Origin of the sequence: Microvirga lenta (assembly GCF_020532555.1) — a bacterium.
GTDB classification, from domain to species: domain Bacteria; phylum Pseudomonadota; class Alphaproteobacteria; order Rhizobiales; family Beijerinckiaceae; genus Microvirga; species Microvirga lenta.
Map to the genome: position 1 here is coordinate 412841 of NZ_JAJBBR010000002.1, position 19105 is coordinate 431945.

Sequence of the window (19105 nt, forward strand, 5' to 3'; positions counted from 1 at the left end):
CGGAGAGAAGGCCGGCCGGACTGACCCGGCCGGCAGCGGTTGCGATCAGCTCTTCGGCTTGATCTCGTAGGCCAGGGTCTCCTGGTCGACGCGAGGCGGAATGGTGAGCTTGTCCTTCTTCGCGGCCCAGACCGTCTGGAGCTGAACCGTCGGGATCAGCGCACGGTCGTTCATGGAGACTTCCGTCACCTTCTCGAACAGCTCGCGCCGCTTGGCGTCGTCCATGGTGCGGGCGCCTTCCTGGAGGAGCTTGTCCACCTCGGGGTTGGAGTAGCCCTGCTTATTGAACGCGCCGAGGCCGAGCTCCGGGTTCGCCGTGTGCACCAGCGAGCCGTAGGTGTAGCTGGCTTCACCCGTCAGGGTGCCCCAGCCGCTCATCCACAGGGAGAACTCGCCCTTCTGCTGAGCCGGGAAGAACACCGTGCCGTTGAGCGCATTGGCGTTCACCTTCAGGCCTGCGCGCGCCCACATCTGCGAGAGCGCCTCGCACACCGCCGAGTCGCCCGGCAGGCGGTTGTTGGTGCAGTGGAAGTCGATCTCGAAGCCGTTCGGATAGCCCGCCTCCGCCAGCAGCTTCTTGGCCTTGGCGATGTCGTAGGGGCGCTCCGGCAGGTTCTTGTTGCCGCCGAAGAAGCTTGCCGGCATCAGCTGGTTGGCCGGGCGGCCCAGACCTTCGAGCACGACGCGCACAAGCGTCTTGCGGTCGATGGCGAGGTCCATGGCCTCACGCACCTTGGGATCGCGCAGCGGATTGGCTTCGATTTCCTTGCCGTCGACCTTCACCTTCTTCGGAAGGGTCTCCTTCACGTTCGGCGTGAGATTGAGGAAGTAGACCGAGTCGGCCACGAAGGTGTCGACCGACTTGTCCCGCTGCATCGCCGCGTAGTCGGTGGCGGGAACGTAGTTGACAAGATCGACCTGACCCGACTTCAGGGCCGCCATGCGCGCCGGATCGTTCGGGATCTCCTTACGGATCACCTTCTCCCACGGCTGCTTCTCGCCCCAATAGCCGTCGAAGCGCTCGAGAACGAGATCGCCCTTCGGCTCCCAGGAGACGAACTTGTAGGGGCCGGTGCCGATGGCGGCCTTGCCGGAGTTGAACTGCTCGTTGCGGGCATCCATGCCGATGTTCTTCGACACCACGAAGAGGCGGATGAAGTCGTTCGGCAGGGTGGGCGCGGGCTTCTTCGTCTTCACGTGCAGGGTGTACTTGTCGGCGACCGACGTGGACTCGACCTGCTTCGTGTAGATCGTCATGCTCATCGGACCGGTCACCACGGGGATGCGGTCGATGGAGAATTTCACGTCCTCGGCGGTGAGCTCGGAGCCGTCATGGAATTTCACGCCCTCACGGATCTTGAACTCCCAGGTGGTGTCGTCAATCGGCTTCCAGGAGGTGGCGAGGCCGGGCTTCAGCCCGAGGTTCTCGTCCGACATGACGAGCGTATCGAAGATGTGGCGCAGGGCTTCCGCCTGGCTGCCCAGGGTCGACCAATGCGGATCGATGGAGTCGGGACCGGCGCGCAGACCCATGGTCAGCGTCTGCGCCGAAGCGGCGCCGCTGAGGGATGTTCCGAGAAGAAGGGCCGCGACCAGCGCCCCGCCGAGCTTGAAAGTTTGTTTCACTGCATATCCCCTCTTGCTAAGAACCTGACTTTTCGTCCAAGGTGTTCTTGTCGATTAGAACGGTAGGTCACCGCGTCAAACAAAGTCAACTGCGACGTGCTCAAAACTCAAACATCAGCTGCCGTTTCCGTAGGCAACCGTTATAGTGGAACGGAACAGACGCCCGAGGATCGTATCCTGGCCCGTCTTGCGAACGCGCTCGACCGCACGCTTCCCGTGCCTCTCGGCATCCAGCTGCGCGGCCTGATCGAGTTCGGCATCGCCCTGGGGGAACTGCCGACCGGCCAGCGCCTGCCATCCGTGCGCGAACTCGCCGAGCGCGCCGGCATCGCCAACATGACGGTCGCGACGGTTTATCGGGAATTGCGCGAGGCGGGGCTGATCGAGTCGCGTCCCGGCGCCGGCACCTATGTGGGCGACGGACATATCAGCGACGGCGTGCGCACCACGGCCATGCGGAAGATCCAGCAACGGATCGAGGCGCTTTTCGAAGAGGCCGAGCAGCTCGGGCTCGCCCCCACGGTGGTCTCGTCCCTCGTGAATGCCCGCGCCGCCCGCGGACGCACGGCGACCCGCCCGGTCCGGCTCGTGATGGTGGGGAACTTCGTCGATACGACCCAGCAATACGCGGATCGGATTCAGGACTATCTCGGCGCGGGCGACACGATTGCCGTGACCACCGTCGATGCCCTGCAGGAGGGCGATGCCTTCCCTCAGCCCTGCGATGTCTGCATCACCCTGGCCCACCGCCGCAGCGAGGTCGAGCACCTGGTTCCCACGGGCATTCCGGTCGTCGGCCTCAGCTTCATCCCGGCCGAGGAGACGCGCAAGCTTCTCGCCGCCATCGACCCGATGGCGCGTGTGGGCATCGTTTCGATCTTCCCCACCTTCATGGCCCTGATGAAGCCGGGCGTGCTGCGCTTCGCGCCCCATGTCTCCGAGGTCGACGTGCGCCTGATCACGGCTCCGGATCTCGAGGCCTTTCTCGGCTCGGTCGACGTCGCCATTTACGCCAGCGGCGCGGAGGCGAAGGTCAAGGCGTTCCTGCCGCCCGGCCGCCAAGCCATCGAATTCCGATACGTGCCCGATCCCCATGCCATCAGGCAGAGCCTGCTGCCGGTGATCGAACGGCTGCGTTCGGCAACGAATACCAACGAGGACCAACCTGCATGAAAATCAGCGAGATGAATTGGCTTCAGGTGGAGGATTACCTGAAGACGGACGACCGCGCCGTCGTGCCGCTCGGCTGCACCGAGCAGCACGCCTACCTGAGTCTCTCGGTCGACAGCATTCTCGCCGAGCGCGTGGCCCTGGAGGCGGCGGAGCCTCTCGGCGTGCCCGTGTTCCCCGTGGTGGCCTATGGCATCACGCCGTACTTCATGGCCTATCCGGGTACCGTGTCGCTGAAGGCGGACACCTATCTGCGCATCCTCACCGACATTCTCGATTCGCTGCGCCGCACAGGCTTCCGCCGCATCCTGTTCGTCAACGGCCACGGCGGCAACACGCCGGGCCACACCGCGGCCATCGAATGGATGGGGCAGAACCCGGATTGCCGCGTCAAGTTCCATAACTGGTGGAACGCGCCGCTCACCTTCGCGAAGGTGAAGGAGATCGATCCGGTCGCATCGCACGCCTCCTGGATGGAGAACTTCCCCTGGACGCGTCTTCCCAACATCGCCCAGCCCGACCACCAGAAGCCGATGGTCGATCTCGACCGCATGCGCACCTTCGGTCCGGACGGGGTGCGCGAGATCCTCGGCGACGGCAATTTCGGCGGACGCTATCAGCGGCCCGATGAGGAGATGGACGCGATCTGGTCCGTCGCCATCGAGGAAACCCGCACCCTGATCGAGAGCTGGTGATGAACGACGATACGATCCTGATCTGGGGCGCCGGCGCCATCGGCGGAACGCTGGGCGCCTATCTGGCCCGCGCAGGCGAGGACGTGCTGCTCGTCGACATCGTCGGGCCTCATGTGGACGCCATGAACAAGGACGGCCTCGCCATCGAAGGGCCCGTCGAAACCTTCCGCCAGTCGGTCCGCGCCGTGACGCCGGACCAGGTGTCCGGCCGGTTCAGGCGCATCATCCTCGCCGTGAAGGCGCACCATACCCGCGATGCCGCCCGCGCGCTCAAGCCGCACCTGGCAGACGACGGATCGGTGCTGTCGGCGCAGAACGGACTGAACGAACTCGTCATCGCCGAGGAGATCGGTGCGGAGCGCACGGTCGGCTGCTTCGTCAATTTCGGCGCCGATTGGCTGGAGCCGGGCCGCATCCTGTTCGGCAATCGCGCCGCGGTCGCCATCGGCGAGATCGACGGACGCGTCACGGAGCGCGCGAAGGATTATCACCGCCTGCTCTCCATCTTCGAGCCGCAGGCCGTGCTGACCGACAACATCTGGGGCTGTCTCTGGGGCAAGCTGGGTTACGGCGCCCTGCTCTTCGCCACGGCGCTCACCAACGAGACCATGTCGGACAATCTCGCCTCCGAGAAGCACTTCCCCGTGTTTCACCGCCTCGGCCAGGAGGTGATGGCGGTCGCGAAGGCGCGCGGCGTCAGGCCGCTCGGCTTCAACGGTTTCGACCCCGACGCCTTCATGCCGGGCGCCGACGAGGAGGCCGCACGCCGCTCCGTCGCCGCCATGGCGGAGTTCAACCGCCACACCGCCAAGACCCATTCGGGCATCTGGCGCGATCTCGCCGTGCGCAAGCGCAAGACGGAGGTCGATGCGCAGATCGCGATCATCGCCACCCTCGGCACCGAGGCCGGCATTGCGACGCCCACCGTCTCCCGGCTCGTCGACCTCATCCACGACATCGAGGACGGCCGCCGCGAACAATCCTGGTCCACCCTCGATCTGATGCTCGAATCATGAAGCTCGATTTCACGAACCGCCGCGCCGTCGTCACCGGCGCCGCCCAAGGCATTGGGCGCTCCATCGTTCAGGCTCTCGCCGCCGAAGGTGCCCAGGTCTGGGCCCTCGACCTCGATGCGGAGGGCCTGCGTGTTGCCGCCGAGGCCGGCGCCAAGGCCACCCGCACCCTGGACCTCGCCGACCGCGCCGCCGTGGCCCAGGTGATGGACGAGATGGCCGAGAGCCTCGGCGGCATCGACATTCTGGTCAACTGCGCCGGCGGCGTGCGTGGCCAGGTGGCGAGGCCGATCGAACAGGTGAGCGAGCAGGATTGGCTCGTGCTGTTCGAGGCCAACGTGCATGGCGCCTTCTGGTGTTCGCAGGGCGTGGCGCCGCACATGAAGCGCCAGGGCTTCGGGCGGATCGTTAACATCTCGTCCGGTGCCGGGCTTCGCCCGAGCCTTACGGGCATTCAGGCCTACACGGCATCGAAACATGCTCTCGTCGGACTGACGAAGCAGCTGAGCTTCGAGCTCGGCCCCCATGGGGTCACCGTCAACAGCGTGGCGCCCGGTTTCGTCCTGTCCAACCCCGCCACGCAGCGCCAGTGGGAAAGCTACGGTCCCGAGGGGCAGGCGCGGCTGGTGGAGAGCATCCACACCCGCCGCCTCGGCCGTCCGCAGGACATCGCCGATGCCGTGATGTTCCTTGCTTCCGATGCCGCCGGCTGGGTCTCCGGGCAGATCATTTCCGTCGATGGCGGACGCTCCTGAAACAGCGCGCCGCACCTTCAACAGAACGTAACGAATTCCGAGGAAAACCCATGAACGACATCGGCCTCAGCCAGCCCTGGACCTGGGACGAGAATACCTGGCGCAGCAAGGTGGAACACGTGCGCGCCGGCCGTCCCATGAAACCGGCGCGCTGGAAGAACGGCGCCCGGTGTGCCGTGGCGCTCTCCTTCGACTCGGATCACGAAACCAACGAGCTGCGCGACGGCGGCAAGTCCATCGGCCGCATGTCTCAGGGACAGTACGGCAATCGGCAGGGCGTTCCGCGCATTCTCAATGCGCTCGCGAAGTATGACGCCAAGGCCACCTTCTTCGTCCCGGCCGTGGCCGCCCTGCTCTACGAGGACGAGCAGCGCCGCGTGGTGGCGGAAGGCCACGAGATCGGCATTCACGGCTGGATCCATGAGCTCAACAGCCAGCTTCCCTACGAGACCGAGCGCGACCTGATGTTCCGCGCCGCCGACACGCTGGAACGCATCACGGGCGTGCGTCCGGTAGGCTTGCGCACCCCGTCCTGGGACTTCAGCGCCGACACGCTGCGGATCGAGCGCGAGCTCGGCCTGCTCTACGATTCGTCCCTCATGGCGGACGACGACCCTTACGAACTGGTGGAGAAAGGCGAGCCGACCGGCATCGTCGAGCTTCCGGTGGAGTGGATCCGCGACGACGCGGTCTATTTCAACATGCACCGCTTCAACGGCCTGCGCCCGCACACCCCGCCGACCGCCGTCTACGACATCTTCTTCCGTGAATTCGAGCGCGCGTACGAGGAGGGCGGCCTGTTCCTCCTCACCATGCATCCGCACGTGACCGGATACCGCTCGCGTATCTGGATCCTGGAAAAGCTCCTGGAAGAGATCACTCAGCGCTCCGACGTGTGGATCGCGACCCATGCGGAAATCGCGGCCTACGTGAAACAGGAATGTCCCTGATGAGCACGGGGCGCCGCGCTCGCGATCTCGGCCTCGCCTGCGGCTCCCTGCCTGCGGGCGAGCGCAACAGCATCTGTGACGTGCCGGGCGTGCGGGTGGGCCATCGCACGCTGAATCACGGCGACATCCGCACCGGCGTCACGGCGGTCCTTCCTCACGAGGGGAATCTCTACCGGGAAAAGCCGGTCGCCGCCGTCCATGTGCTCAACGGCTTCGGCAAGAGCGCCGGGCTGGTGCAGGTGGAGGAACTGGGCACTATCGAGACGCCGCTGCTTCTCACCAACACCCTGTCGGTGGGAACCTGCTGCACGACGCTCGTGCGCCATGCCATCGCGAACAATCCCGATATCGGCCGTGAGACGGCGACGGTGAACCCGGTCGTGCTCGAGTGCAACGACGGGTTCCTCAACGATATCCAGGCGCTTGCGGTGACTGAAGCCGATGCGCAGGCGGCTCTCGACGACGCCTCGCCCGATTTCGCCGTCGGCGCGGTGGGCGCCGGCTGCGGCATGAGCACCTTCGGCTTCAAGGGCGGGATCGGAACGTCGTCGCGGAGACTGGACCTCGACGGACGTCCGTTTCATCTCGGCGTTCTGGTGCTGTCCAATTTCGGGCGCTCCGGCGATCTGCGCCTACCCGACGGCACCCGCGTGTCTCCTGACGCCGTACCCGAACCGGCGGCAGCCGAAAAAGGCTCCATCATCATCATCACGGCAACCGACATTCCCCTGAGCGACCGGCAGCTCAGGCGCGTCATCCGCCGTGCCGGCGTGGGGCTTGCGCGGCTCGGCTCCTTCTGGGGTCACGGCAGCGGCGATATCGCCCTCGGCTTCTCCACCGCCAATCGCGTGTCGCATGACGAGAAGGCCGACCTCGCGACGATCGGCATTCTCAACGAGAACCGCATCGATCTCCTCTTCGAGGCGATGGCGGACGCCACCCAGGAGGCGGTGCTCGACGCACTCGTGGCGGCAGGCCCCATGACGGGCCGCGCGGGCCATCACCGCCCCAGCCTCGCCGACGCCCTGAAACACCTGTCCTCAACCTAGGTCCGAGACCCCATGACCAGCACATCCGACAACGACTTCGTCCTCGCCGTCCATGGCGGCGCCGGAACCATCCTGCGCAGCAAGATGACGCCCGAGCGCGAGGCTGCGTACCACGCCGGCCTGCGCCGGGCTCTCGAAGCCGGGCGGGTGGTACTGGCCGATGGCGGCACGGCTCTCGATGCGGTGAGCGCCGCCGTGATGGCGCTGGAGGACGAGCCCCTGTTCAATGCCGGACGCGGCGCGGTCTATACGTCCGCCGGCAAGCAGGAGATGGATGCCGCGATCATGGACGGGCGCGACCGGTCCGCGGGCGCCATCGCAGGCATCTGCGGTCCGCGCAATCCGATTCTCGCGGCCCGCGCCGTCATGGAGCATTCGGGCCATGTGTTCCTCATCGGCGACAGCGCCTTGCGCTTCTGCCGCGAGCAGGGCCTCGCCTTCGAGGAGCCGTCCTACTTCTACACCGAGGCCCGCTGGCAGGCCCTCCAGGAGACCCTCGCCATGCGCCGGAGCGGCGCGGAGGATCAGGACGAGTCCCGCAAGCATGGAACGGTCGGCGCCGTCGCGCGCGACCGGAACGGCAATCTTGCCGCGGCGACGTCCACAGGGGGCATGACCGCGAAGTCACCGGGACGCGTCGGCGACAGCCCGGTCATCGGCGCCGGGACCTGGGCCGATAACGAGACCTGCGCGGTCTCCGGAACCGGGCACGGCGAGATCTTCATCCGCTACGCCGCGGGCCACGAGATCGCATCGCGCCTGCGCTATGCGGGCCAATCCCTCGAAGAGGCGTCGCGGGCCGTGGTGGTGGATGTCCTCGCTCCGGCGGGCGGATCCGGCGGCGTCATCGCCGTCGACCGCACGGGCGCGGTCTCCCTGCCCTTCAACTGCTCGGGCATGTATCGCGGCTATGTGCGCGGCGACGGCATCCTGCGCACGGCGATCTACGACGAAGCCTTCGTGGAACGGCAGCAGGACTGACGGACGGCGGGAGCGTTACGATGCGTAACGCTCCTCGTTCTCCTCCGTCGCGTCCAGTGCGACCACGACGGACTTGAGGGGGAAGGTGATGACGCAGCGGATTCCGGCCGGGGCGAAATCGAGCTTGATGTCGCCGCCCAACTGCTGCGCCAGCCCCCGTTGAATCAGCTTCGTTCCGAAGCCCTGCCGCTCCGGCGGCTTCACGCGCGGACCGCCGCTTTCGGTCCACTCCACCAGGAGCGAGGCCGGCCCCGGTCCCGTCGTCACCGCCCACATGACGGAGACGCGCCCCTCCATCATGGAGAGACTGCCGTACTTCACGGCATTGGTGGCCAGCTCGTGCACGGCGAGACCCATGGCCAGGACCGCGCTCGGCTGCAGGTTGACCCGGGGCCCGCGCAGCCTGATCCGCTGCTGCATGGGATCCTGATAGGGATCGAGCTCGTTCCTCAGCACGTTCTCCAGGAGAGCGCCGTTCCAGTTGGTGCTCGTGAGCAGGTCGTGCGTCTTGGCCAGACCCTGGAGCCGTCCCATGAACGCGTCCCACGCATTCGGATCGCCCGCCTCGGCGGAGCGGCGCGTCATCGAGGCGATGGACTGGACCGTCGCGAGGGTGTTCTTCACCCGGTGGTTCAGCTCGTGGAGCAGGAGCGCCTGTCGTTCGTCCGCCTCCCGGCGCTCGGTGATGTTCTGGGAAACGCCGACCATGGAAAGGGAGCCGTCCGTGCCGATGCGGGTGCGGCCGCTGACCCGGATCCAGTGCTCGCTCCCGTCCGGCCAGATCACCCGGTACTCCACATGAAGGTCGGTCCGGTTCGTCATGGCCTCGGCGACCGCCTCGGCCTGCTTGGCGCGGTCCTCCGGATGGATCGAGGCGACGAGGTCCGTGTAGGTGAAAGACTCGTCGGCTGCGCGGCCGAAATTGGCGCGGCAGGTCGCTGAGGTCACGAATTCGCCCGTCGACGGGGTGAACTCCCAGGACCCGAGATCGCCGGCGTTGAGCGCCAGGCGCAGGCGAGCTTCGCTCTCCGCCACATGGGCGATCACTTCCTCGCGGGACTGCTTCTGCATCCGGATGGCCGTCGCGGCCTCTGCGAGCGCCTTCCGGATCGCATCGAATTCGAGCACATGGGTCGAGGCGTCGGTCACCGGCTCGCCCCTGCCCAGTGCCTTCGCCGAGGCGACGAGCTGATCGACCGGTTTCGCGATCTGACGCGACAGGTGGGCTGCCAGAACGATGCCCGCCACGATGACGCCTGCGAGGACGAGGAGCCAGATCAGAGGACGCTGAAGAGCGGCCCGGAGTTCGGAGGCCGGCAAGCTGATGATGAAGGACCAGCCGAAGGGCTGCGAGCGGCTGAAATACGTGCGGGCGGGAATCCCGTCGAGAGTCACGTTGTCGATCTGCCCCTCGGAAGAGGCGGTGATCGCCTCGAGGAGCCGCGGGCGGGCCGATTGTCCGATGAACTGCTCCGGCGACCGGGAGCGCGCGACGATCTTGCCGCTCCGGTCGAGCACGGCGGCATTCCAGCCGGCCGCGATCCGCTGGTCCTGAATGAGCTTCTGAAAGACCTCCGGCCCGATGGCGGACGAGAGGATGTAGGCGACCCTGCCGTCGATCACGACGGGGACGTCCAGGGTGACGAGCGCCTGCCCCGTCGCCGGGCGGACGGCGAGGTCCGACAGCTCGGCCCGGCGCGTTTCCTGGACGCGGCGGATGGTTTCCGGACGAATGCTGTCCGGCAGCGGCGTGCCGTAGGGGACCCGCGTGTTCAGCAGCACCTTGCCGTCCGGTTCGAACAGGGCGATCCAGGCCGGCTCCGCAAGCCCGGCCTCCATCGCCTGCCGGTGGAAGGCGGCGAAGTCGCCGGTTCGTATGGAGGGCGAGGACGCCAGAACACGCAGGGCGGCCTCGGCCTTCTCGATCTCGCGGTCGAGCGACAGGGACATGGCGCGGGTGATTTCCTGCAGGCGCAGGTCGGTGGCCCGCTGCTCGGCCCGATAAACCGAATAGAGCCCGCCTCCGGCCACCAGAATGGCCGGCAGGGCAAGAGCCAGCACGAGAACCCAGAGAACCTGCCGCAGGGAGGTCTGCGCTCTTCCTGCGGAGGATTTGCCCGGTTCCGTCGTTCGGGTTGCCGTTCGGTTTGCCTGAATCATGGGTGCTGACCGCCTCCCTGCATGGGCATGGTGACGCGCACCAGAGTCGCCGGATCGTCGTCCGGCCATTCCACGTCGGCATTGAGCTGACGCGCGAGGGCTCTCAGGATCGTCCCCGTGCTGCCTTTTCGGGCCGCGTTCTTTTCCTCCGGACTGAAGGCATCGTCCGAGAGCTGGAAGAGCAGGCGCCCATCGCGGTTACCCATCATCAGCTTCAGCTTGCCGTGCCGGTGCTCATAGGCATGGGTCAGGGCATTGACGACGATCTCGTTGAAGAGAAGCGCGATCGGCGCCGCCTTCGCCGCCTCGACCTCCACGGCCTCCAGCTGGAATTCCGGTGTGATCCGGACGCGGTCGATCTGCGTGGTCAGCTCCTCGCACAGGCTCCTTGCGAAGGTCGTCGCATCGAACCGCGCCGCCCCCCGGCCGTCGTAGAGGTCGCGGTGAGCCGCCGCGAGAGCCTGGAGCCGCTGCTTCATGTAGCCGAGCGCCTCGCGCACCTCCCTGTTCCGGGTCTGGCGGATGTCGATGCCGAGGAGGGAGAGGAGAAGCTGCAGGTTGTTCTTCACCCGGTGATCGAGCTCGTGCAGGAGGGCGGTGCGCTCCTCCAGAAGCCGATGCAGCGCTTCCTGGGTGCGCTGCTGCTCGGCCCGGGCGCGTGCCTCCGACAGGGCGCGCAGGACCGTGGTGGGCAGGCGTTCGAGCCGCTGCTTCAGAACGTAGTCCGTCGCCCCGCGCTTGAGCGCCTCGACGGCCACTTCCTCGCCGAGAGTGCCGGAGACGAAGATGAAAGGCGTGTCGGGGCAGAGCTCGCGCGCAAGGCTCAGCGCGCTCAGGCCGTCGAAGGCGGGAAGGACGTAATCGGCCAGGATCAGGTCCCAGCTCGTCTCCCGAACCGCATTCGAGAAGTCGGCGCGGTCCACCACGTTGTGGACCGTAACGGCGAGTCCTGTCGCGGCCAGCGCTTCCGTCACCAGCTCCACGTCGAGGGCGCTGTCCTCCAGGAGGAGGACGCGCAAGCTCCGATCGGACTGGGCGACGTCGGACTGCTTCATCGAACGCTCTATTGGCCGTTCCGCGGCGGCGGCTCGTTGAGGATGGCCCAGAATACTCCGAGATCCTGAATGGCGTCGAAGAATTCCCGGAAACCCACCGGCTTTACCACGAATGCGTTGACGCCCAGCTCGTAGCTGCGGACCACGTCGCTCTCCTCCCTGGAGGAGGTCAGCATGACGACGGGCGTGTTGCGGAGAACCGGGTCCGCCTTGACCTTCTCCAGCACCTCGAGGCCGTCGACCTTGGGCAGCTTGAGATCGAGCAGCACCACGGCCGGGTCGCTGGTGTTGCGGCTCTCGTGGGTTCCGCGCCGGTACAGGAAGTCGAGCGCTTCCGCGCCGTCGCGAACGACCACGACCTCGTTGGCGAGCTGGCTCTGCTCCAGGGCAGCCAGTGTGAGCTCGATATCCTTCGGGTTGTCTTCGACCAGAAGGATAGGTTTCAGTTCCGGCATTCACGCCGCTCCTTCGATATCGGGAAGAGAAAAGTAAAAGGTGGCGCCTTTGTCGAGCACGCCCTCGGCCCAGGCGCGCCCGCCATGCCGCTCGACGATGCGGCGGACATTGGCCAGGCCGATCCCGGTTCCCTCGAACTCCTCGATCCGGTGCAGCCGCTGGAAGACGCCGAACAGCTTGCCGACATAGGTCATATCGAAACCGACGCCATTGTCGCGCACGAAAAAGACGACTTCCCCATTCTCCCGGGTGGCGCCGATCTCGATCCGGGCCTGCTCCCGCGGGCGGGTGTACTTCACCGCGTTCGACAGGAGGTTTTCGATCACGAGACGGATCATGATCGGATCGGCGACCGCCGCAGGCAGATGGCCGATCTGCCACGAGACCCGCCGGTCGCCCACCTCCATGGCGAGCCTCTGGCGAACCTCGTCGACCATTTGCCTCATGTCGATGCGCCGAGGCTTCAGCGCGGTCCGTCCCATCTGGGAGAAGCTGAGAAGGTTGTCCACCAGCGTTCCGGCCGTATAGGCGGATTCGATGATGGTATCGACGTAGCGGTGCCCGCGCTCGGAGAGCTTGTCCGCCTCCTGCTTCTTCAGGAGTTCCGAATAGCCGACGATATGGCGGAACGGCGCGCGCAGATCGTGGGACACGGAATAGGAAAAGGCTTCGAGCTCCTTGTTGCTGCGCTTCAGCTCGTCGGTCAGCGAGGCGAGTTCCTCGGCCCGGCGCAGGACGATGCCGACGACCGCGTTGCGCAGCTCCTTCACCGCCTCGATCTCGCTCGCATCCCACGGCAGAGAGCGGCACCGCACCGTTTCCTTCCAGATCTCGAAGGAGCGTCGGGGATGGAGGCGCTGGACACCCGCGACCTCCTGGACCGGTTTGTTCGGATCGCCGCCCCATTTCACGGTCTGCACGACCTCCGGCCGGAACCAGAGCACGTAGCTCGCGTGCATCTTCGAGATGGAGATGGCGAGAAGGCCGCTTGCCTTGTCGGCATAATCCGCCGCCTCGGCGAAGTGGTCCGACAAGGCGTCGGTGGCAAACACGTCCTCCTCGTGATGCGTCGAGAGCCAGGCGAAAAGGTCTCTCACCTCCTCCTCCGAGGGCGTGTGGCCCAGGCGCCAGCAATGCTCTCCGGAAACGATGGCGGCTCCTTCCGCGCCGGCCAGAAGCATCAGCTCCGCCGGATGCTGCACCAGCCCGTCGATGAAGTAGTCCTCCGCCGCCATGTGGGCGAGGAGACGCGCCTGCACGGAGCGCAGACGGATGCGTTTCTCGGCCAGAATGGTGTTCTCGCGGGCCTCGAGCTGCAGGGAGAAGATCTGCGTGAGGAAGTCGCACGCATTGCGGACCTGCAGCGGAACCCGTCGCGGATCCCTGTTGTGGCAGGAAATCAGCCCCCAGAGCGCCCCCTCGCGCAGGATCGAGATCGACATGGACGCGAAGGTACCCATGTTGCGCATGTACTCCAGGTGAACGGGAGACACGCTGCGCAGCACCGAATCGCTGAGATCGAGCGGAGCGGGGTCGTGCGACTGGATCGGAACCGGAGTTTAGTCGGCATCGGGAATGATGCGCAGGCGGTTGCGGCGATAGAGCTCCCGCGCCTGGGCCGGTATGTCGGAAGCCGGAAAGCGAAGATCGAGATAGGAGGGCAGGTTCTCGTTGCGATCCTCCGCGATGACGGTGCCGTTCCACTGCTCGTCGAAGCGATAGACGAGAACGCGGTCGAACCCCGTCAGGCGCCGGATGTCCTGGGCCGCCACCCGGCACAGATCGTCGATGGTCGTGGCGGTCTGCAACTGCTCCACGAAGCGGCGCAGGGTCGGATAGAGGGTGTCCAGGCTCGCGCTGGAGCCGGCGGGAACCTCCTCCAGTTCCAGGACGGTGTAGTCGCCCGAGCGGTGGAGCACGGCATCGAAGGCCCGCTCTCCCTGCTTCGTTTCCAGCGTGATCGTTCTGAGATAGCGGGAGGTCCCCTGCTGCGCCGGCTCCGCGAGATCGCCGTCGAACCGGGCCGCCAGGTCGGGCATGACATCCCCGAACGGACGCCCGAGCACCGCCGCCGGTTCCAGGCCAAGCAGGGAAGCGATGTTGGCGCTGGCATAGACCAGGGCGCGATCCGTGGACCGAAGGGCCAGCAGGATCCCGTGAGGCTGGATGCTGCCGGGAATATGGATCGGTTCGCGCTCGCAGGCGGTCAGGTCGATGTCGGGCGTCGTCTGAATGCTCATGGCGCCTCGCACAGCCAATCGTGCATCACGTCGAAGGTTCGGTTCGCCGTCTCGACGATGAGATCGTCCACCTCCGGCGAGGAGGCCGTCAGGAGCATCGTGCCGAAGGACTTCCACATGACGGCGGTCTCCCGTCCGTAGCTGCGGAAATAGGCGCAGCCGGTCTCAGCGTTCAGTCCGAGACGCCGCTCCACGTCGCGCGCGATGACGGCGCCGCCCAGGGTGGAGCCCTCGACCACGTACATGCTCCCCCACACGGCGGCAGGGGCCGGCAGGGGCATGAGGCTGTCGCACCGGGGCAACCGGGAGATTTCGCGAGCCGTCATGCCGAGCGCCCTCAGGTCCTTGACGAGAAGATCCGTCTTGCAGCGCCGGCGGAAGAAGTGGGGGTCGGGCGCGAAATCGCCCGCCATTCCCTCCCAGGCGACGTGAAAGCCGTAGAAACGGCAGAGCAACGCCCGATAGCCGTCGCGCGACGCGATTCGCCGGTCGAGGTCGATGGCCGTCTCGATCCGGTCGTGCGCCGTCCGCGTTTCGATTTTCAAGCGTTCAAGCAGTGTCATGGAAGGGACGAACCTTAGGGAAAGTTTTCTGCCGCGTATAGGCCGCGATACAAATTGGATCAGGTCTTGTGCCTCCAATTTCACCTCAAAGTGAAGACGTAACAATCTTCATGACACGCCTGCGAAACCGCCAAGCTTTCTCGCGGCGGCACGCTCCACCGTCATGAGACCGTCATGGATGAGGACGGCCAGCAGTGCGACGACGAGTCCGCCCTGGAGAATGAAGGCGGTGTTGTTGGATTGCAGCCCGGCGATGATCACCTCTCCGAGCCCCTTGGCGGCCACGGTCGACCCGATGGTGGCGGTGCCGAGATTGATCACGACGGAGAGCCTGACGCCCGCGAGAATCACCGGCAGGGCCAGGGGCAGTTCCACCTCGAACAGGCGCCGGCGCGGGCTCATGCCCATGCCCTTGGCGGCCTCCAGCGTGAGCGGAGAGACCTGGGTCAGCCCCGTAAGGGTGTTCTCGAAGATCGGCAGGAGACCATAGAGGAAAAGCGCGATGAGCGTCGGCTTCGCCCCGAACCCGACGAGCGGAACCGCGATGGCGAGAACCGCGATGGGCGGAAAGGTCTGACCGATATGCACGAGGCTGCGGGAGAGCGGCAGGAATTCGAGACCCGAGGGCCGCGTCACGAACACGCCGAGAAGAACCGCCACGGCGGTGCTGGCGAGGGTGGCGCCGAAAACCGTGACGAGGTGCGACAGGGTGAGGGAGAGCAGGCTGCCCTGGTTGTAGATGGCGGGCGCCTCGTTCTCGGTCAGCGGCTCGAACGCGAAGGCGAAGAGATGCGGCGCCGTGACGAAGACCGCGAGCAGCGCAAGCGCGGCGACACGCAGGAGGGATGACGGCCTGGTCACCGGGACGGCCTTCCGAAGCGAAGGATCCCGTCGATGCTGACGCGCCCCATGACGGCGCCGTCGGCACCGGCGACCGGCAGCGCATCCCGGCCGCACCACACGAGCCGCGACAGGGCCTCGCGCAGGTTGGCGGAAGCCTCGATCGGCTCGCCGCTCGCGGGACCCGGTTCGGTTGCATCCCGCACCGTCGAGAGCGACAGGAGGCGGAAAGGACGCTCCGCCGAGCCGACGAGACGTTCGACGAAGGCCTCCGCCGGACGGGTGAGCAGTTCGGCCGGCGGCGCGTATTGAAGCAGGCGGGCCTGGTCCATGACGGCGATCCGGTCGCCGAGATGGAAGGCCTCCTCCATGTCGTGGGTCACCAGCACGATGGTGGTGCCGAGGCGGCGCTGGATGGCGAGGAGGTCGTCCTGCGCCTTGGCGCGGATCACCGGATCGAGGGCGCCGAACGGCTCGTCCATGAGAAGGAGGGCGGGCCTTGCCGCGAGCGCCCGCGCGACACCCACCCGCTGCTGCTGTCCGCCGGAGAGCTCATGGGGGTATTTGTTCGCGAATTCCGCGGGATCGAGCTGGTAGAGATCGAGCAGCTCCTCGACACGGTCGGCGATGCGCTTCCGGTTCCAGCCGAGGAGGCGCGGCACGGTCGCGATGTTCTCGGCCACGGTCCGGTGCGGGAAGAGCCCGTAGCCCTGGATCACGTAGCCGATGCGGTGCCTCAGCTCGTCCTCGGGGACGGACATCGTGTCCTGCCCGTCGATGAGCACGCGGCCCGAGGTCGGCTCGATCAGGCGGTTGATCATGCGCAGCAGGGTCGATTTGCCAGCCCCCGACGTGCCGACGACGACGGCGATGGATCCCTCCTCGACCCGCATCGTCACCCCATCGACGACGGTGCTGTTCCCGTAACGCTTCGTCAGGCGCTCGATCTCAATCATGGGAGGTTCCATTGGCCAGTTCGATGGCCGCATCCAGGACGACCGCGGCAGCGAAGGCCAGCGCCACGGTCGGAATTGCGCCGAGCAGCACGAGATCGATGGCGGTCTGGCCGATGCCCTGGAACACGAAAGTGCCGAACCCTCCTCCGCCGATGAGAGCCGCGACCGTGGCGAGGCCGAGATTCTGGACGAGGACGATGCGCACCCCGGCGAGGATCACGGGCAGGGCCAGGGGCAGCTCGACCTGCAGCAGGCGCTGTCGCGGGGACAGTCCCATGCCTCGCGCGGCCTCGACGACGGCGGCGGGCACCTGGCCGAGGCCGACCACCGTGTTGGCCACGATGGGCAGCAGCGAATAGAGGAACAGCGCCACCAGGGCGGGAGCGGCGCCGATGCCGCGGATCCCCAAGGCCGCCGCCAGGGGTACGGTGGCGGCCAGGTAGCCGAGGGGCACCATCAGGATGCCGAAAAGGGCGATGCTCGGAACCGTCTGAACCACGTTGAGCACCTGGAGAGTGCCCGATCTCAGGCGCGGAAGACGGTGACAGAGAAGGCCGGTCGGCAGCCCGACCAGGAGCGCGGCGGAAAGCGATCCGAGCGCGAGAAGGAGATGCTGGCCCGCCTCGCGCCAGAAGCTGTCCGACCGCGCCGCGTATTCCTTGATGATCGAGAGGCCGCTCCAGGCCCCCGACAGGAGCAGCAATGCGACGAAGGCGGCAGCGACGCCCAGTGCGGCGAGGCGCCCCCATGGACCGAGGCGCAGGCGCGTGAGCGAATCCGCCACCAGCAGGCCGAAGGCCAGCATCAGGAGCCAGAAGCCGAAGGCCGGCGAGACGCGGGCGAAGGTGTTGCCCTCGGGCGTGAGGAAGAGCGCGGCCATGCCCATCGCCGGAGCGACGGCCGCGAATCCGAGACCGGCGGCGGCGAGCCGGACTGGCGCCGCCCGGAGGGTGGCCGCCATGACCGCGACGGCGAGCGCCGCAGCCAGCACGCCGGAGGCGAGACCTGGCGGCAGCGCATCGAGCAGCATGCGGGGCTCGCCCGAGACGATGCGGTTGGCGCGGTAGGTGGCGAAGGGCGCGGCGAAGAGCGCAAGCCCGATCAGCACGGCGATGACGCCGCCGAGTCGATCAAGCCTGAAACCCTTGCGGGAGGAAGCCATGCCGAGCGTGCTCGCTGGAAAGGAGGTCGAGTTCACAATCAGCCCGGCTTTTCGTCACCTGCCCGCATCGCGCCATTCTATGGCGACGCGCTATTTCAGGAAGCCCTTGGACTTCAGGTAATCGGTCGCGACAGCCCTCGCCGGCTCGCCGCCCACCTGCACGCGGGCGTTCAGGTCCTGCAGGGTGGTGAGGTCGAGGGATTCGAAGACCGGCTTGAGGACCTCGGCGACCTTCGGGTTCTCCTTCAGCGCCTCCTCGCGGATGATTGGGGCCGGCGCATAGACCGGCTGCACGTTCTTGTCGTCGGCGAGCACCACGAGGCCCGAGGGCGCGATGCCGCCGTCGGTGCCATAGACCATGGCGGCGTTGGCGCCGTTGGTCTTTTCGGCCGCCGCCTTGATGGTCGCGGCCGTATCGCCGCCGGACAGCACGATGAGCTGCTCGGGCTTCATCTTGAAATCGTAGGCCGCCTGGAAGGCCGGAAGAGCCGCGGCGGAGTTCACGAATTCGGCGGATGCCGCGAGCACCACCTTGCCGCCGTTCGAGACCCACTTGCCGAAATCGGTGAGGGTCGCGAGCTTGTTCGGCTCCGCCACGTCCTTGCGCAGGGCGATGGCCCAGGTGTTGTTGGCCGGCGAGGGGGTGAGCCACACGATCTTGTTGGCGTCGTAGTCCAGCTTCTTGGCCGCCTCGTAGCCCTTCGCCGCGTCCTTCCAGAGCGGGTCGTCGGCCTTGTTGAAGAAGAAGCCGGCATTGCCGGTATATTCCGGATAGATGTCGATCTCGCCGGCGGTGATCGCCTTGCGGACGACGGGCGTGGCTCCGAGCTGGATGCGGTCCTGCGTCTTGATGCCGTTGGCGTTGAGCGTGAGCAGGATGATGTTGCCCAGAACCGCACCCTCGGTGTCGATCTTGGAGGAGACGACGACGTCGGCCTTGGCGGCCGACATGGCCGTCAGGCCCAGTGCCAGGGCTGCGGTCAGCGATTTCAGGACGGCTCTCATGGGTATTCCCTCGGATGACGGCGCGACAGCTCTGCTGTTTTAGGTCACTCGCCGCCGTTAGGCAGAGGGTGCCGCCAAGAAGTTCTCCCGAATAGACGACAAAACCGCGTGAATGCGCAACAAGACGCCGCCCGTCTCCTGGGGACGGGCGGCGCCTCGCGCGATTCGATCGGCGTGGAGCGGTTCAGGCGCTCAGGGCCGGCGGCTCCTGCGCGATGGTGAAGCGCACCTGGGCCTGCGGCCGGTGATCCTCCGAGAGGGTGCGCCAGGTGTGCTCGGCCTCTGTGCGGCTCTCGAAGGGGCCGACCACCCGCTCGGTGCCCTGGACGAGGGTTTCGCAGTCGCAGGAGGTGTACTCGCCGCCGACCACCCAGAAACGTGACTTATGCATTGTCGATCTCCATTGATGAGAGGATGTGAGGGTTTTTC

At 66.6% G+C, this 19105-nt stretch carries 19 protein-coding genes; 7 read left to right on the forward strand and 12 right to left on the reverse strand.

The window, feature by feature from the left end; genetic code table 11:
- Positions 1-45: 45 nt before the first annotated feature.
- Positions 46-1626, reverse strand: a complete 1581-nt coding sequence (locus LGR44_RS04960) for an ABC transporter substrate-binding protein (protein WP_226737866.1) — start codon at positions 1624-1626, stop codon at positions 46-48.
- A gap of 96 nt (positions 1627-1722) precedes the next feature.
- On the opposite strand from LGR44_RS04960, the gene LGR44_RS04965 reads away from it, so the two are divergent.
- The 7 genes from LGR44_RS04965 to LGR44_RS04995 are packed head-to-tail and all read left to right on the forward strand — an operon-like array spanning position 1723 to position 8239.
- A complete protein-coding gene (locus tag LGR44_RS04965; RefSeq protein ID WP_226737868.1) occupies positions 1723-2799 on the forward strand; it encodes a GntR family transcriptional regulator in 1077 nt (358 codons plus the stop codon).
- Positions 2796-3491, forward strand: coding sequence for a creatininase family protein (locus tag LGR44_RS04970; protein ID WP_226737870.1), 696 nt, complete (start codon positions 2796-2798; stop codon positions 3489-3491). Before LGR44_RS04965 ends, LGR44_RS04970 begins: the two co-directional genes overlap by 4 nt.
- Positions 3491-4507: a ketopantoate reductase family protein gene (locus tag LGR44_RS04975; RefSeq protein ID WP_226737872.1), complete on the forward strand. Its 1017-nt coding sequence runs from the start codon at positions 3491-3493 to the stop codon at positions 4505-4507. The genes LGR44_RS04970 and LGR44_RS04975 overlap by 1 nt, the downstream gene beginning before the upstream one ends.
- Positions 4504-5259 carry an SDR family NAD(P)-dependent oxidoreductase gene (locus LGR44_RS04980; protein WP_226737874.1) on the forward strand — a complete coding sequence of 252 codons (756 nt, stop codon included), beginning with the start codon at positions 4504-4506 and terminating at the stop codon, positions 5257-5259. The genes LGR44_RS04975 and LGR44_RS04980 overlap by 4 nt, the downstream gene beginning before the upstream one ends.
- 50 nt (positions 5260-5309) lie before the next feature.
- Positions 5310-6209, forward strand: a complete 900-nt coding sequence (locus tag LGR44_RS04985) for a polysaccharide deacetylase family protein (protein WP_226737877.1) — start codon at positions 5310-5312, stop codon at positions 6207-6209.
- The gene (locus LGR44_RS04990; protein ID WP_226737879.1) at positions 6209-7258 is read left to right on the forward strand and encodes a DmpA family aminopeptidase; all 1050 of its coding nucleotides are present in this window, start codon (positions 6209-6211) and stop codon (positions 7256-7258) included. Before LGR44_RS04985 ends, LGR44_RS04990 begins: the two co-directional genes overlap by 1 nt.
- A gap of 12 nt (positions 7259-7270) precedes the next feature.
- Positions 7271-8239 carry an isoaspartyl peptidase/L-asparaginase family protein gene (locus LGR44_RS04995; RefSeq protein ID WP_226737881.1) on the forward strand — a complete coding sequence of 323 codons (969 nt, stop codon included), beginning with the start codon at positions 7271-7273 and terminating at the stop codon, positions 8237-8239.
- A gap of 15 nt (positions 8240-8254) precedes the next feature.
- On the opposite strand, the gene LGR44_RS05000 is transcribed toward LGR44_RS04995, so the two are convergent.
- The 11 genes from LGR44_RS05000 to LGR44_RS05050 all read right to left on the reverse strand — a co-directional run bounded on the left by LGR44_RS05000 (position 8255) and on the right by LGR44_RS05050 (position 19067).
- Positions 8255-10399: a sensor histidine kinase gene (locus LGR44_RS05000; RefSeq protein WP_226737883.1), complete on the reverse strand. Its 2145-nt coding sequence runs from the start codon at positions 10397-10399 to the stop codon at positions 8255-8257.
- Positions 10396-11454: a sensor histidine kinase gene (locus LGR44_RS05005; protein WP_226737885.1), complete on the reverse strand. Its 1059-nt coding sequence runs from the start codon at positions 11452-11454 to the stop codon at positions 10396-10398. The genes LGR44_RS05000 and LGR44_RS05005 overlap by 4 nt, the downstream gene beginning before the upstream one ends.
- An 8-nt stretch (positions 11455-11462) precedes the next feature.
- Entirely contained in the window at positions 11463-11909 is a 447-nt protein-coding gene (locus tag LGR44_RS05010; RefSeq protein WP_226737887.1) for a response regulator, read from the reverse strand.
- Positions 11910-13457, reverse strand: a complete 1548-nt coding sequence (locus LGR44_RS05015; protein WP_226737955.1) for a sensor histidine kinase — start codon at positions 13455-13457, stop codon at positions 11910-11912.
- Positions 13458-13469: 12 nt separating this feature from the next.
- Complete coding sequence (locus LGR44_RS05020; protein WP_226737888.1) at positions 13470-14150, reverse strand: PAS domain-containing protein; 681 nt, start codon at positions 14148-14150, stop codon at positions 13470-13472.
- On the reverse strand, positions 14147-14713 hold the full coding sequence (locus LGR44_RS05025) for a biliverdin-producing heme oxygenase (RefSeq protein ID WP_226737890.1): 567 nt from the start codon (positions 14711-14713) through the stop codon (positions 14147-14149). Before LGR44_RS05025 ends, LGR44_RS05020 begins: the two co-directional genes overlap by 4 nt.
- 108 nt (positions 14714-14821) lie before the next feature.
- Positions 14822-15574 (reverse strand): ABC transporter permease, encoded by a 753-nt coding sequence (locus tag LGR44_RS05030; RefSeq protein WP_226737892.1) that lies wholly within the window; start codon positions 15572-15574, stop codon positions 14822-14824.
- Positions 15571-16509, reverse strand: coding sequence for an ABC transporter ATP-binding protein (locus LGR44_RS05035; RefSeq protein ID WP_226737893.1), 939 nt, complete (start codon positions 16507-16509; stop codon positions 15571-15573). The genes LGR44_RS05030 and LGR44_RS05035 overlap by 4 nt, the downstream gene beginning before the upstream one ends.
- Positions 16502-17671 (reverse strand): ABC transporter permease, encoded by a 1170-nt coding sequence (locus tag LGR44_RS05040; RefSeq protein WP_226737895.1) that lies wholly within the window; start codon positions 17669-17671, stop codon positions 16502-16504. Before LGR44_RS05040 ends, LGR44_RS05035 begins: the two co-directional genes overlap by 8 nt.
- A 90-nt stretch (positions 17672-17761) precedes the next feature.
- Positions 17762-18676: a glycine betaine ABC transporter substrate-binding protein OsmF gene (gene osmF, locus LGR44_RS05045; RefSeq protein ID WP_226737897.1), complete on the reverse strand. Its 915-nt coding sequence runs from the start codon at positions 18674-18676 to the stop codon at positions 17762-17764.
- Between the two features lie 184 nt (positions 18677-18860).
- On the reverse strand, positions 18861-19067 hold the full coding sequence (locus LGR44_RS05050) for a DUF4170 domain-containing protein (protein ID WP_226737899.1): 207 nt from the start codon (positions 19065-19067) through the stop codon (positions 18861-18863).
- Between the last annotated feature and the right edge of the window lie 38 nt (positions 19068-19105).